The 15,294-nt window shown below is 67.0% G+C and carries 10 protein-coding genes; 3 read left to right on the top strand and 7 right to left on the bottom strand.

Annotation, left to right across the window (positions count from 1 at the left end; all coding sequences use genetic code 11):
* Window positions 1-3 precede the first annotated feature (3 nt).
* From AC1PPK_RS20515 to AC1PPK_RS20545, 7 genes are read right to left on the bottom strand one after another with little or no spacing between them, the layout of a single operon-like run.
* Window positions 4-954, bottom strand: a complete 951-nt coding sequence (locus AC1PPK_RS20515) for a response regulator (RefSeq protein WP_481114857.1) — start codon at window positions 952-954, stop codon at window positions 4-6.
* Window positions 947-3,769, bottom strand: coding sequence for an ATP-binding protein (locus AC1PPK_RS20520; protein WP_481114858.1), 2,823 nt, complete (start codon window positions 3,767-3,769; stop codon window positions 947-949). Before AC1PPK_RS20520 ends, AC1PPK_RS20515 begins: the two co-directional genes overlap by 8 nt.
* Entirely contained in the window at window positions 3,735-4,355 is a 621-nt protein-coding gene (locus AC1PPK_RS20525; RefSeq protein WP_481114859.1) for a purine-cytosine permease family protein, read from the bottom strand. The genes AC1PPK_RS20520 and AC1PPK_RS20525 overlap by 35 nt, the downstream gene beginning before the upstream one ends.
* Window positions 4,355-5,728 carry a sigma-54-dependent transcriptional regulator gene (locus AC1PPK_RS20530; protein WP_481114860.1) on the bottom strand — a complete coding sequence of 458 codons (1,374 nt, stop codon included), beginning with the start codon at window positions 5,726-5,728 and terminating at the stop codon, window positions 4,355-4,357. Before AC1PPK_RS20530 ends, AC1PPK_RS20525 begins: the two co-directional genes overlap by 1 nt.
* The gene (locus AC1PPK_RS20535) at window positions 5,725-7,308 is read right to left on the bottom strand and encodes a sensor histidine kinase (RefSeq protein ID WP_481114861.1); all 1,584 of its coding nucleotides are present in this window, start codon (window positions 7,306-7,308) and stop codon (window positions 5,725-5,727) included. The genes AC1PPK_RS20530 and AC1PPK_RS20535 overlap by 4 nt, the downstream gene beginning before the upstream one ends.
* Complete coding sequence (locus AC1PPK_RS20540) at window positions 7,305-7,562, bottom strand: PP0621 family protein (RefSeq protein WP_481114862.1); 258 nt, start codon at window positions 7,560-7,562, stop codon at window positions 7,305-7,307. Before AC1PPK_RS20540 ends, AC1PPK_RS20535 begins: the two co-directional genes overlap by 4 nt.
* Before the next feature lie 31 nt (window positions 7,563-7,593).
* Window positions 7,594-8,754 carry a pyridoxal phosphate-dependent aminotransferase gene (locus AC1PPK_RS20545; protein ID WP_481114863.1) on the bottom strand — a complete coding sequence of 387 codons (1,161 nt, stop codon included), beginning with the start codon at window positions 8,752-8,754 and terminating at the stop codon, window positions 7,594-7,596.
* A gap of 109 nt (window positions 8,755-8,863) precedes the next feature.
* Between AC1PPK_RS20545 and mtnA the strand changes: the two genes are divergently transcribed.
* From mtnA to AC1PPK_RS20560, 3 genes are all read left to right on the top strand, one after another.
* A complete protein-coding gene (mtnA, locus tag AC1PPK_RS20550; RefSeq protein ID WP_481114864.1) occupies window positions 8,864-9,919 on the top strand; it encodes an S-methyl-5-thioribose-1-phosphate isomerase in 1,056 nt (351 codons plus the stop codon).
* Between the two features lie 23 nt (window positions 9,920-9,942).
* Window positions 9,943-10,629, top strand: a complete 687-nt coding sequence (locus AC1PPK_RS20555) for a class II aldolase/adducin family protein (protein ID WP_481114865.1) — start codon at window positions 9,943-9,945, stop codon at window positions 10,627-10,629.
* Between the two features lie 65 nt (window positions 10,630-10,694).
* Complete coding sequence (locus tag AC1PPK_RS20560; RefSeq protein WP_481114866.1) at window positions 10,695-15,278, top strand: response regulator; 4,584 nt, start codon at window positions 10,695-10,697, stop codon at window positions 15,276-15,278.
* The last annotated feature ends 16 nt before the right edge of the window (window positions 15,279-15,294 follow it).

The raw sequence follows: 15,294 nt of genomic DNA on the forward strand, positions 1-15,294 counted from the left end.
ACACTAGCCATCGCCGGCTCCGCCGCTGCGGATCCGCGCCATCGCCACGGACGCCGCCGCGGTGCGGTTCTCGACACCCAGCTTGGCGAAGACGTGCTCCAGATGCTTGTTGACGGTGCGTGGGCTGGAACCGAGGATCTCGCCGATGTCTGGGCTTGTCTTCCCCTTGATCACCCAATAGAGCACCTCAGCCTCGCGGTTGGTCAGGCGGAAGGCCCCCATCAACGCGTCGAGCACCGCCGCATCGGACTCCTCGCGCAGGCTCACCAGCCACTCGTCGTCGCCGGTCCGGTCGTGCAGCGTGAAGATCAGCCGGCGCGCGCCTTGGTTCAAAGACAGCGGCGGAAACTCCCGGCCCTCGCCACGGGCACGGCCGGAGGACTGTACCCAGGCCATCACCGACGGCGGCGCCTGGTCCTCGAGGCCTTCCACGCCCTCGAAATAGGTCTGCATCAACTTTCTGGCCAGCGGCGTCTGCCACACCACCCGACCGCTCTCCGGGCGGATGGCCAACGTCGCCTGGCCGAAGGCGTCCAGCGCACTGCGCGCCTGCTTCATGAGCCGGGCGCTCTGCATGTGGGCGGCGATGCGGGCCAGCACCTCCTGCGGGCGGATCGGCTTGGTCACGTAGTCCGCACCGCCGGCGGCAAAAGCCGCCACCACGTGCTCGGTCTCCGTCAGCCCGGTCATGAAGACGATGGGGATATGGCGTGTCGTGAAGTCGGCCTTCAAGCGCCGCGCCACCTCGAAGCCATCCATGCCCGGCATCATCGCGTCGAGCAGGATCACGTCGGGCAGGCTCTGGCGCGCCCGCTGCAGTGCCGTCTCGCCGTTGGTGGCGACCAGCACCGTGTAGCCGGATTCGTCTAGGGCGTCGTGAAGCACCGAGAGGTTCTCCGGAATGTCGTCCACGATCAGCACGAGGTCGGAATTGAGCCGGTCGAAATCAGGCATGGCGGGCTTTTTCCAGCAGCGGTGGAATGGCGTCGAGGTGGAAGCCACGGGTCAGCTCGCGGACTTCGGCCACAAAGGGGGCATAGGCCGGATCGGCCGCTTCGATGTCGACCAGGCGGGCCAGGATGCCCTTCACGTAGCCGAGCTCAACCTGGTGGGCCAAAGGCTCCAGCAGCGCTGCCGGCGGTGCGATCCAGCCGACGGGCGGCGCGACGACGGGCTGTTCGTCCCCGGATTCCAGCCATTCGAGGCCTAGGCGCTGGCCGATCCAGTCCAACAGTTCGTTCACCTGCACCGGCTTGAGGATGAAATCGGCGGCACCGATACCCAGATCACTGTCGTCGCTGTGCAGGCCGCGCTCGTAGGCATTAGCCGAGATGATCGCCACCGGCGTCGCGGCCTGGGCCCCGGCGCGGAGGCGGCGCACCGTCTCCCAACCGTCCATGCCCGGCATCGCCAGGTCCATGAATACCAGGTCGGGGCGGAATTCTGGCAACAGGTTCAGGCATTCATGCCCGGACGCCGCCTGGGCCAGCACGAAGCCGAGAGGCTCCAGCAAGGTGATCAGGAACTCCCGGTCCACCCGCTCGTTGTCCACGATGAGGATGCGTCGCCGCTCGCCGCGGTAGCCCAGGCGGTTGCGTCGCGGCAGCTGACGCGTCGCCAGCTCGTCGCGGACCTGGGGCAGGAACAGGCGCACGCGGAAAGTGGTGCCAACGCCAAGTTCGCTGTTCACCGTCAGCTCGCCGCCCATCACGTCGGCGAACATGCGACTGATCGTCAGCCCCAGCCCTGCCCCGCTGGCGCCCTGGGCCGAGCTGCCGCGGGAAAAGGGCTCGAAGATGCGCTCGATCTCGGCCGCCGAGATGCCCGGCCCGGAATCCTCGACCTCGAAGGTCGCCATCTCCATGCGGTAGGCGAGGCGCAGACTAATGTGGCCGCTGGCGGTGAACTTCACCGCGTTGCCCAGCAGGTTGATGAGGATCTGGCGCAGGCGCTTCTCGTCGGCGCGCAGGAAGGCCGGCAGCTCACCCTTCGGCTCGAATCGGAACTCCAGCCCCTTGTTGCGCGCCTGCAACTCGAACATACCGACGATCTGCCCCACGAAGTCACGGAAATCCAGCGGTTTCACGTCCAGGGTCAGCTTGCCGCCCTCGATGCGCGCAATGTCCAGGGTGCCTTCGATCACCGACAGCAGGTGGTCGCCGCTGCGGCGGATCACGTTGATCGCCTGGCGCCGGTGCACCGGGATCGAATCGTCCCCGTCGAGAATCTGCGCATAGCCGAGGATGCTGTTCAGCGGCGTGCGCAGTTCATGGCTGATCGCGGTGATGTAGCGGCTCTTGGCCTGGTTGGCCAGGTCGGCGACCTGCTTGGCCTTCTGCAATTGTTCGTCGGTGCGCCGGTGGGAGTCGATCTCGCGCATCAGCAGATGGGTCTGGCGGTTCGACTCCTCCTGGGCCACCTGGCGGCTCTTGTGAGTCAACACCAGCCACCACACCACCAGCCCGGCCAGCAGCAACAGCGCCGCATAACCTTTCAGGAAAGCCAGCCGCAGGGCCGGCGCGAACTCCGGCGCGCTGGCGCCGAGCAGGCTGAGCCCGTGGTATTGCAGCAACCACATCAACAGCGCCAGCCCCGGCGCGATGACACCCATCAGCAGCAGGTAGTGGCCGAGCCCGGTCTCCAGGTAAGGCCACGCGGAGCGCGGCAGGAGGCGCCGCATCGCCGCCGACCACTGGGCCGAGAGGCGTGCTTCGGGCTTGCAGAGGTCATTGCAGCGGGCGTCCAGCGAACAGCACAGGGAGCAGATATCCCCCTGGTAGGCCGGGCAATGGGCCAGGTCGTCAGCCTCGTATTCGCGCTCGCAGATCGCACAGCAGCGGGCTCCGCCGGCCACGGACGGTGCCGGCCGCCGCGCGATGTAGTAGCGCCCGCCGGTGATCCAGGCGATCAGCGGCGCGGTGGCGAAGGCAACAACCAGCGCGATGAGCGCCGAAAAGGCAGCCGCATCCGGCCCGAAAACGCCCAGGTAGGCGGCCACCGACAGAACCGACGCGATGCCCATCGCACCGACGCCCACCGGATTGACGTCGTACAAGTGGGCGCGCTTGAACTCGATGCCCGGCGGCGACAGGCCCAGCGGCTTGTTGACGACCAGATCAGCGACCACCGCCATCATCCATGAGATAGCCACGTTGGCGTACAAGCCGAGCACCTTGCCGAGGGCCTGGAACACATCCAGTTCCATCAGCACCAGCGCGATCAACGTATTGAAGACCACCCACACCACCCGCCCCGGGTGGCTGTGGGTCAGCCGCGCAAAGAAGTTCGACCACGCCAGCGAGCCGGCGTAGGCGTTGGTGACGTTGATCTTGAGTTGGGACACGACAACGAACAGCGCCGTCGCCCCCACCGCCCAGTGCAGGCCCGGAAACACGTATTCGTAGGCGGCCAGGTACATCTGGTTGGGGTCCACCGCCCGATCCGCCGGCACCGAGTTACTGATCGCCAGATAGGCCAGCAGCGCGCCGCCAAGCATTTTGACCACCCCCAGCAGCACCCAGCCGGGCCCGCCGACCAGCACCCCAGCCCACCAACGCCCGCGGTTGGCCGGCGTCTTCTCGGGCATGAAGCGCAGGTAGTCGGCCTGTTCGCCCATCTGGGTCATCAGCGCGATGCCCACCGTCAGCGCGGCGCCAAAGGCCCGCATGTCGAAATCCGCCCCAGCGCCGTGCTCGCCGCCATAGGACATGATGCCGTGCAGCACGTCCGGGCGTTCACTGAAGACGAAGACGTAGGGCACCACCAGCATCAGGATCCACAGGGGCTGGGTCCAGCGCCTGCAGGCGGCTGATCGCCGTCACACCGTGGGTGACCAGCGGAATTACCACCACCGCGCACAGCAGATAGCCCCAGGCCGGCGGGATGTCGAAGGCCAGGTCCAGCGCGTAGGCCATGATCGCCGCTTCGAGGGCGAAGAAAATGAAGGTGAAGGACGCGTAGACCAGCGACGTCAGCGTCGAGCCGATGTAGCCGAAGCCGGCGCCACGGGTCAGCAGATCCATGTCCACGCCGTAGCGCGCCGCATAAACGCTGATCGGCAAGCCAGCCAGGAAGATGATCAGCCCGGCGGCGAGGATCGCCCACAGCGCGTTGCTGAAACCGTAATCCACCAACAACGTGGCGCCGACGGCCTCCAGTACCAGGAAGGAAGCCACGCCGAAGGCTGTGTTGGCGACCCGCCATTCCGACCAGCGCCGGAAGCTGCGCGGAGTGAAGCGCAGCGCATAATCCTCAATGGTTTCGCGGGCGACCCAGGCGTTGTAGTCGCGGCGGACTTTGACCACCCGCTGGACGGCATCCGGCTCCGCCGCGGCCGTCGATGCCTCGGCGTCCATCACTCCTTCATGCCCAGCCGCTCCAGGCGGTAGCGCAGGGAACGGAAGGTCACCCCCAAATAGCGGGCCGCCGCGGTACGATTGCCACCGGACTTCTCCAGCGCCTCCTCGATGGCATGGCGCTCCACCTGATCGAGGTAATCCTGCAGGTCGGTACCGGCCGGAGCCGCAGCGGCAGCCGGACTGCTCTCACCGATGTCAGCCGGATCGAGCAGGAGGTCGTCCGCCTCGATCATCTGCCCGCTGGACAGGGCCAGCGCCCGCTCGAGTATGTTCTCCAGTTCACGCACATTGCCTGGAAAGGAATAGTCGCAGAGCGCCTTCACCGCCCCGGCACTGAGCGTCGCCACCGGCAAGCCCGACGACTCGGCCAGACGTTCGAGGAGGATCTCCGCCAGGCGCGGGATGTCCTCGCTGCGCTCGCGCAGCGCCGGCATGCGCAGTTCGATGACGTTGAGGCGGTAGAACAGATCCTGACGGAAGCGCGAGGCCTCCACCATGGCCTTCAGATTCTGGTGGGTGGCGCTGAGGATGCGCACATCCACCGCCGTCTCGGCGGTATCGCCGAGACGGCGGAATTTCTTCTCCTGGATCGCCCGCAGCAGCTTGACCTGCATCGCCAGCGGTAGATCGCCGACCTCATCAAGGAACAGGGTGCCGCCGTGGGCGGCCTGGAAGAAGCCTTCCCGGTCCGTGTCGGCGCCGGTGAACGCGCCCTTCTTCGCCCCGAAGAACTCGCTCTCCATGAGGTTTTCCGGGATCGCACCGCAGTTTACCGCCACGAAGGGCGCCGCCGCACGGGGGCCCAGTTCGTGGATCATCCGGGCCGCGCGCTCCTTGCCACTGCCGGACTCGCCGGAGATGAAGACCGGCGCCTGGCTCCTGGCCAGTTTTTCGATCAGCGAGCGTACCTGCACCATCGCCGGCGAATCGCCGATCAGGCTGGAGTTGTCCTTCTGCCTAGCCTCACCGTCCTTGACCGATACCGAGAAGACGGATTTCACCAAGGCCCGCAGCTGGTCGATGGAAACCGGTTTGGCGAGGTAGTCGAAGGCACCGGCCTTGAGCGCCGTCACCGCGTTGTCCATGCTGCCGAAAGCGGTGATCACCGCCACGGGTAGATCGCGGATGTTTTCCGAGATGTAGCGCACCAGCTCCAGACCGTCGCCGTCGGGCAAGCGCATGTCGGTCAGGCACAGGCGATAGCGCTTCTCGCCGAGCAGGCGCCGGGCTTCCGCCAGGTTGGCAGCGCCATCGCTGACCAAGCCGAGGCGCAACAAGGTGAGTTCGAGCAGTTCTCGGATGTCGTCCTCATCGTCGACGATGAGGACATCCGGCCCGCCGGAGCGGGCCCGTCTTTCAGGCTGGATCATGGTTTCACGCGTCCAGTGATGCGGAAATGGGCGCCGGCGGGCGAAGTGCCAGGCTCGTCGCGGCACAATTCGAGCACCGCGCCGTTGGCCTCGGCCAGCTCCCGGGCGATATACAACCCCAGACCGGTCCCTTTCGAATGGGTAGTAAAAAAAGGCTCAAAGACCTGCGTCCGCAGCTCCTCAGGAATCCCCGGGCCATCGTCGGACACGTCCAGCGCCACGCGACCGTCATCGCAAGGCGATGCCGTGATTGTCACCGCAGCCGGCTGACCACTGCAATGGCGGCGCGCATTACCCACAAGATTCCACAGAATCTGGCGCAAGTGGGTGCGGTCCATCGCCATCTGCAGTTCCGGCCCGATCCGATTGACGACGAGCCCCGCTGCGTCGCTGGCGTTCGCCACCGCAAACTCCTCCAGGAACTCGTCCACGAAATCCCGCAGCGGCAGGGCTTCCGGCAGCGCCTCATCGCGCCGGCCGAGGGCCAGTACGTCGCCGACCAGGCGGTCGATACGCTGCGCGTTGTTGCCGATGATGCGGATCAGGCGGGCCTGCATGTCGCTGCGCTTCTCGTCGCGCAGCAGTTCTGCCGCCTGGTACACCGATGCCAGCGGATTACGGATCTCATGGGCGATGCTGGCGGTCAGGCGCCCCAGTGCCGCCAGCTTGACCTGCTGGATCTGGCGATGAGTGCGGTCATAATCCTCCAGGTAGATCAATGTCTCGCCGGCCTCCCCGGCAGGGAGCAGGCGGAGCAACAGCATCTTGCCTGTCAGTTCGGCACGGATGCGCCGTGCCGAATCATCCTTGTGCCCACCGCGCTGTAGCTCCCGCGCCAGGGCTGGCGCACAGACCGCCAGCACAGCCCCCTCCTGCAGTGCCGGACCGAGCAAGGCCGCGGCCTGGGGATTGTAATGGCGCACGGCGCCATCCTCGCCAACCACCAGCACACCGTCCTGCATGTCTTTGATGATCTGCCGATTCAGGCGTAGCTGGCTGGCCAGGTCTTCCCCCCGCTGGCGAGCCAGGTTCTCGTTGGCGATCGCCCGCAGGGCCAGCAGGCGCGCCACCTGGGCGATGGCGAAGAAACCGATGCAAGTCACCCCGACGGTGAAGAAGTCCGTCATAGGCCGGTCCGACAACAGGCGGGAGGTGTTCTCGAGCAGCACCGCCAGCGTCGCATAGGAAGCATAGAACAGCACCATGCGCCCCTGCCCGACCAGGCCGGCGCCGGCCAGCGCCACCAGGATCAGGATCGGCATGCCGCTGCGATAGCCACCGCTGGCCCACATGATCAGCGTCAGCAGCGTGATGTCCACCATCACCTGCACCGTCACCAGACGATTCATGCCGAGCAGACGGGCGGCGTCCGGGAAGCCGAGGATCAGCACCGCCGCCAGATAAGCGAAGGCGGCGCCGAAAAACAGGGTCGGGGAGTCACTGCCAAGTTGCAGCGCCCGCCCCGTCACAACGAAAATCCCGGCCAGCACCAAGCGGAACAGGTTGAGATAACGTAGCGGCTGGCTGCGGTCGTCGCCAGGCTGGAACTGGCTCGCCAGGGGAGCAGAACCGGCGCTCACGGGCGGGTGCCGAGGCGGCGGTGTTCCTCCGAGCAAAAGAAGTGGCCGTCGCTCGTCACACCTTCGCTCTCCGGCACATGCACGCCGCAATGGGCGCAGGCCACCATCTGCTCGATCTCACCCGCCGGGGGCTGGCTCGTCCCCTGCTCCGGCACGGAGTCGCGTCCCTCCTCACGTCGCGGGCCAGGCTGCAGTGCGCGACGGACGTAGAAAACAGCCAGCAGGAACAGGACGAACAGCAGGATATTGCGCAAGACGAGGGCCTCCGGGGATTTCCGGGGCAGTTTAGCAGAAGCGTCCGAGGCGCTCGAAAGCCGCCTCCAGCGTGTCGTCCCGCTTGGCGAAGCAGAAGCGGATCACTTGTTCGTCGCGGCCGTCGCCAAAAAAGGCCGACAGCGGGATCGCTGCGACGCCGACCTTACGGGTCAGCCATTCCACGAAGGTAGTGTCAGGCATGTCGGCGATCGCCGTGTAGCGGGCCGTCTGGAAATAGGTGCCGGCACAGGGCTGCAGCTCGAAGCGCGTGGCCGCCAGCCCGCGCCGGAAGAAATCGCGCTTTTCCTGGTAGAAGGCCGCCAGGCGCAGGTGGCGGTCGGCGTCGGCCATGTAGTCGGCCAACGCCAGCTGCACCGGCGTATTGACGGTGAACACGTTGAATTGATGCACCTTGCGGAATTCCGCCATCAGTTCCCGCGGTGCCAGCACGTAGCCCACCTTCCAGCCAGTCACATGGTAGGTCTTGCCAAAGCTGGAGACGATGAGGCTGCGCTCGGCCAGCTCGGGATAACGGGCTGCGCTCTCATGACGGGCGCCATCGAAGACGATGTGCTCGTACACCTCGTCGGCCACCACCACGATCCCGGTGCCGCGGGTGATCTCCGCCAGCCGCTGCAGGTCGGCAGCGGACCACACGGTGCCGGTCGGGTTGTGCGGCGTGTTGATCATGATCATCCGCGTGCGCGGCGTCACCAGCGCCAGCACCGCGTCCCAGTCGGGGCGGTAGTCCGGCGCGGCCAGGCGGGCGCGGCGCACCACGCCCCCCTGCAGCGCGATGGCCGGCACGTAGGAGTCGTAGACCGGCTCGAAGACGATCACCTCGTCCCCCGGATGGACCAGCGCCGCCACTGCGGTGAACAAGGCCTGGGTCGCGCCGGCCGTCACGGTGATCTCGTGTTCCGGATCGTAGGTCGCACCATACAGATCCTCCACCTTGGCGGCGATCGCAGTCCGCAGTGCCGGTGCGCCGGCCATCGGTGCGTACTGGTTGTAGCCGCTGCGCATCCAGTGGGCGACCCTCTCGAACAGTGTGTCTTCCGCGTTGAAATCGGGAAAGCCCTGGGACAAATTGATCGCCCCGCACTCCTGGGCCAGGCGGGACATCACGGTGAATACCGTCGTTCCCACTTCGGGCAGACGGGAAACAAGGGGGATGGGAAAGGACGGCATCGCAAATACACTCCGGATCAGGCACTCCGATTCTGGCAGATGGACTGCGGCAGAGCCAACCGGCGTCAGGCGCCGCTACAATCGGACCGCCATCCAACAAGGAACTACCGTGTCCGACACCTGCCCCACCCTGCGCCGCGACGGCGATCAGGTCGTGATTCTCGACCAGACCCGCCTGCCTTACCGGGAAGTCTTCCTCCGCCTCGACAGCCTGGCCGACGCCGCCACCGCGATCCGCGACATGCAGGTGCGCGGCGCCCCGCTGATCGGAGCCACCGCCGCCTTCGGCATTGCATTGGCCTTGCGCGGCGATGCCTCCGATGCCGCACTGCAGGCCGCCGACGCCTGCCTGCGCCAGACCCGCCCCACCGCCGTCAATCTGCACTGGGCGCTGGACCGTATGCTCGCGACGCTCACCCCGCTGCCGGCCAACGCGCGCAGTGCCACCGCCTGGGCCGAGGCCGAGGCGATCCGCGCCGGCGACGCCGCTGCCAATGCCGCAATCGGCCAGTACGGCCTCGAGCTGCTGCGCCAGCTGCCGGGTGCCGGCGAACGCCCACTGCAGCTGATGACCCACTGCAACGCAGGCTGGCTCGCCACCTGCGGCCACGGCACCGCCCTGGCACCGATTTATGCCGCTCACGCCGCCGGCCTGCCGGTCCACGTGTGGGTCAGCGAGACCCGGCCGCGCAACCAGGGTCTGCTGACCGCCTGGGAGCTGGCCCGCGCCGGCGTGCCGCACACGCTGATCGCCGACAACGCCGCTGGCTGGCTGATGGCGGAAGGGCGTGTGGATGGCGTGATCGTCGGCGCCGACCGCATCGCCGCCAACGGCGACACCGCCAACAAGGTCGGCACCTACCTCAAGGCCCTGGCCGCCGCAGCACATGAGGTCCCGTTCTACGTAGCCGCGCCACGCTCGACCATCGACTTCGGCTGCCCCGACGGCCGCCACATCCCGATCGAAGAGCGCAGCGCCGACGAAGTGCGTGCCATCAGCGGCCTGGCCGACGACGGCGAGGTGCACCGGGTGCGGCTGACACCGCCCCGCGCCGCGGCATGCAATCCGGCTTTCGACGTCACGCCCGCGCCATTGCTGGATGGCATAATCACCGATCTGGGCATATGCCCACCCGATGCGCTGGGCCCGCTGGCCCGCCGATGATCCGGTCCCCAGGGAGGCCTCTGATGAACGAAAACGTACTTCGCGAAGGCCTGCTCGCCACCGCCCGCAGCATGGCCGCCAGCGGACTCAACGCTGGCACCGCCGGCAATGCCAGCGTGCGCTGTGCGCGAGGCTTCCTGATCACCCCCAGCGGCCGCCCCTACGAAGACTGCAGCGGTGACGACATGGCCCTGGTGGCGATGGACGGCAGCTGGACCGGCCCCTACGCGCCGTCCAGTGAATGGCGCATCCACCGGGACATCTTCGCTGCACGGCCGGAAGCCGGCGCCGTGCTGCACGCCCACTCCCCCTTCGCCACTGCGCTGGCCTGTCACCGGCGCGACATCCCGGCCTTCCACTACATGATCGCCCGCTTTGGCGGCGACAGCATCCGCTGCGCACCGTACGCAACCTTCGGCACCCAGGACTTGTCGGCCTCCGCCATCGCCGCACTGGAGAACCGCAATGCCTGCCTTCTGGCCAACCACGGCATGCTGGTGTTCGGAGCCGACCTGCGCCACACGCTGGCCCTCGCCATCGAGTTCGAAACCCTCTGCGAGCAATACTGGCGGGCCTGCCAGCTTGGCACGCCAGTATTGCTGGGCCCGGGCGAAATGGCCGAGGTGATCACCAGATTCAAGAGCTACGGCCAGGCCAAGGCCACCAACGCCCCCGACGCCATCAATCCCCCGCCCTCAGACCTGGACTAATTGCCCGGCCGATGCCCCACCCGACCTCCCCGCGGCAAAGTCTTGCACGCAGTCTCCTGTGGCGCATGTCGGCCGTTTTCGTGGCCTGTCTGCTGTTATTCGGCGGCGCCTTCCACTACCTGGTCGTCGCTCCGGCCACCCAGACGCTGGCGCGCGTCCAGCTCGACCTGGCGACGCGCCAGATCCAGGCCGAAGTCGAACGACGCTTCCGGCACATGGAGATCGAACTACGCACCGCACGTTCGCTAGGGGAAGCCGGCCGCCTCGATTTCAACGACATCGAAGCCTTCAACACCGCCCTGCTACCGGTGCTGAATGGCGGCACCTTGATCACCGCCATCCACCTGGCCGCCGCCGACGGCCGGGAACTGAGCCTGAGGCGGGATGGGAAGGGCTGGACCAACCTCATCACGCCGCCCGTGGGCCAAGGCGGCGGTAGCCGCTGGTGGCACTGGACAAGTGCCGGCAAGCTGCAGCACGAACAAACCGGCGAAGAACGGGAGGATCCGCGCCGGTCCCCGTGGTTCGATACGGCTCTGCAGGCTCCCGCCAACGACCCGCTGGCCTGGTCGCCCCCCTACCGCAACACGCCCGACGGGGACGGCGGGATTGCCATCGCGACGCGCTGGAAAGACGCCGACGGCAAGGCTCGAGTCCTTGCCTTCGAGATCCAGCTCGCCGACGTGTCACTGCTGACCATGGACAGCCCGATCGGAGAACGGGGCGGCAGTGCGGTGCTCACCGCGGCCGGGGAAGTGGTCGGCGTACCGCGCTACCCGCGCTTCGCCAACCGGGCCGACCGGCACGGAGCCATCCTGCGCCCGGCCGCCGAGCTTAATGTGGACTTCCTTACCCACGGCTATGCCCGCTGGCTGGACAGCGAGCGGCAAAGCGAAAAGATCCTGCGCTTCGACAACGAACGGGAAAGCTGGCTGGCGGAATTCATCCCGGTTCAGCTGGGCAGCCAGCAGTGGTGGGTCGGCGGCTTTGCCCGTGAGGCCGACTTCATTCCCGCCCGCCTGCGCGACGTGGCACCGGCCCTCGCCTTGCTCATCGTGCTGGCAGCCCTCGCCGCGGCCCACCTGGCCCGGCGTGTGTCCCGACGCATCGAAGCGGACCTCGCCATCCTGGTCGAACGCAGCGAGCGCATCGGCCGCCTCGACCTGTCTCCCGGCGAACCCATCGACACACCGTGGCGGGAGATCGCCGAACTGGCCGAGTCCCACGAGAACATGCGCGTCCAGCTGCAACGAGCGGCGGACGAACTGCTCCAGGCACGCAGCCAGCTCGAAGAAAAGGTCGACGAACGCACCCACCAGCTGGAGGAGAAGACCCAGGCGGTGGCCAACCAGCTGCTGTTCATCGAGGTCCTCATCGATGCCCTGCCCAACCCCGTCTTCTACAAGGACCCCGATGGACGTTTCCTGGGCTGCAACCGGGCCTACGAGGACGCCTTCGGCACCACCCGCGCCTTCCTCCTTGGCAAGACGGTGCTCGAACTGCCCTACCTGCCGCCGACCGAACGCATAACCTTTCACGAGGAAGACCTGCAGATCATTGCGAACGCCGGCGCATCCCACACGGAGCGCAGCCTCCCCTTTGCCGACGGCCGCGAACACGACGTGCTCTACTGGGTTTCCGGCTTCCGCCTGGCCAACGGCGAACCCGGCGGACTGCTTGGCGTCATCGTGGACATCTCTGCCCAGAAAGCCGCCGAACGCAAGACCCGCAGTGCCGACGAGTGGAGCCGGCGCATGCTCGAGTCGAGCCCGATCGCAGTGGTCATCAACCGCCCCGACGGCACCCCGCTGTTCGCGAACACGCGGGCCTTGGTGCTGGCCGGCACCGACATGCAGACCTTCATGCAACGCTCCGTCACCGGTTGGTTCCGCGACCCATTGGTGGGCGAACGAGCCCTCGGCCGTCTGCGCGACGGGTGGCCGGTGCAGGACATGGAAGTCGAGTTCCAGAATATCGACGGCACGCCGTTCTGGACGCTGATGACCATGGAGCAGATCGAGATGAGGGGCGCACCGGCCCTGATCAGCTGGAGCTACGACATCACGGCTCGCAAGGCGGCCGAACAGGAGCTGCGCAAGCTTTCCCTGGCCGTCGAACAGAGCCCGTCGATGCTCGTCATCACCTTGCCAGGTGGAGCGATCCAATACGCCAATCCGCGCTTCCGCCAGGTCTGCGGCTTCAGTGCCGACGAGTTGCATGGCACCCAGCCCGATCTGCTCGACGCCCAAGGACTGCCCTTCGAGTTCCACGCCGAACAGTGGGACGCACTGCGCACCAATGGTATCTGGCGACGCGAATGCCAGCTCCGGCGGCGCAGCGGCGACCCCTTGTGGGTCGGCCTGTCGGTCAGCGGGCTGGCCGAGGACAACGGCGAGATTACGCACTGCATCTGGGTTTTCGAGGATCTCGCCCTTTACCGCCAGGCCGTGGTGACGCTACGCGAAGCCAAACGCCTGGCGGAAGAGGCAGCCGAGTCCAAAGCACGCTTCCTGGCCAACATGAGCCACGAGATCCGCACGCCGATGAACGCCATCATCGGCCTAGCCAGCCTGTGCCTGGGCACCGAACTGCCGCCGCGCCAGCACGACTATGTCACCAAGATCCACGCCGCCGGCACCTCGCTGCTGCACGTGGTCAATGACATCCTCGACTTCTCGAAGATCGAAGCCGGCAAGCTGAGCCTCGAACACATCACCTTTGCCCTCGACCAACTGCTCGACAACGTGCTCACCTTCGTCAGCCAGAAGGCCCGCGACAAATCCCTCGAACTGCTGCTGCAACTCGCGCCGGATGTTCCGCAGGACCTCGTCGGCGATCCACTGCGCCTCGGTCAGGTCCTGACCAACCTGCTCGGCAACGCCGTGAAGTTCACCGAAAAGGGCGAAGTGACGGTCCAGGTCGACGTAGCGGAGCAGGCCCTGCGCCATGTCGTGCTGCGCTTCGCCGTCCGCGACACCGGTATCGGCATGAGCGCAGAACAGCTCGGCCGTCTGTTCGAGGCCTTCGCCCAGGCAGACGACTCGATGACCCGCCGTTTTGGCGGTACCGGGCTGGGCCTGTCCATTTCCCGTCACCTGGTCGAGATGATGGGTGGGAAACTGGCCGTACGCAGCACTCCCGGCGAAGGTAGCTGCTTCAGCTTCGATCTCCGTTTCGAACTCGCCGAGCCCCGCGCACCGCGAGCCTTGCCGGGCGTCCTCGAGGGCCTGCGGGTCCTGGTGGTGGATGACCATCCGGTGGCCCGTACCGTGCTACTGGACCTGCTGCGCAACTTCCCCTTCCGCAGTGAAGCCGTATCCTCCGCGGCGGAGGCAGTGGCCGCGGTGCGCCGGGCCGACGGCGGCGATCGCTTCGGACTGGTGCTGATGGACCTGCGCATGCCCGAGCAGAACGGCATCGAAGCCACCCGCCGCATCAAGCAGGACCGCAGCCTCATTTCTCCGCCGACGGTGATCCTGTTGACCGCCTTCGGCGATGAGAATACATCGGCCGACGCTGCCGAGGCCGGCGCCGACGGTTACCTGCACAAACCCGCCACGGCCTCCACCCTCCTCGACGCGATCGTCGGCGCCTTCGGCACCGACGCGGCCCCGCCGGCCCGCGGCGAGCTTGCCAACTCGCCCAGCCTGGCCGGCCTGCGCGTCCTCGTGGTCGAGGACAACGACATCAACCAGCAGATCGCCTGCGGCATCCTGCATCGGCTCGGCGCCCAGGCCGACGTGGCCGATAACGGACGGATCGCCGTCGAAACCCTCGACGCCACGCCGGACGCCTTCGACGTCGTGCTGATGGACCTGCAGATGCCCGAAATGGACGGGCTCGAGGCCACCCGGCGGATCCGCCGTAATCCGCAGCTGGCCCGGCTGCCGGTGATCGCGATGACCGCCCATGCGATGGCCGACCAGCGCCAGCGCTGCCTCGAAGCCGGCATGAACGACCACGTGGCCAAACCCATCGTTCTCGAACACCTGGTCGAAGCCATCCTGCGCCACACCCGCGGTGGCTGCACCGCCCTCACCCCGCGGCCGCCGGCCACCGTCGGTCTGCCGCCACTCCCGGGCCTCAACGTGGCCGCAGCCCTGCGCCGGGTCGGCAACGACGCCACCGAATACCTTGCGCTGTTGCGCCATTTCACCCGCAGTCAGGCCGATTGCCCGCAGCGCATCGATACCGCCCTGTCCGCTGGCGACCTCGCCACCGCCGAACGCCTGGCCCACACCCTGCGCGGCACTGCCGCCAACCTAGGCGCCACAGCCTTGCAGGAGGCCGCGGCAACCGTCGAAAACGGCTTGCGCAAAGGCCAATCCACCGATACCGCGCGCAGCGCCCTGCATACAGAACTGAACGCGCTGCAAGCGCTGCTGATGGGAACCCTCCCGCCCGAAGAGGAAGCCGACGCGGGCGGGCACCTCAGCGACGAGGAGTTCGACGCCGCCCTACGGGAACTGGCCCATCTTCTCGACACCGCCGACGGCACGGCGCCGACCCGCTTCAAGCAGATCCGCGCCGACCTTGCCGCCCGCCTGGGCAACGAGGTCGCTGGAGAAATCGCTGGCGCTCTGCAGGCTTACGATTATGATCAGGCCTTGGCCTGCCTGTCCCCGCATACCCAGCCGAACGGCGCTTAGCACTCGCCCGGAGCCT

It is taken from the genome of Zoogloea sp. JDB1 (genome assembly GCF_056724025.1).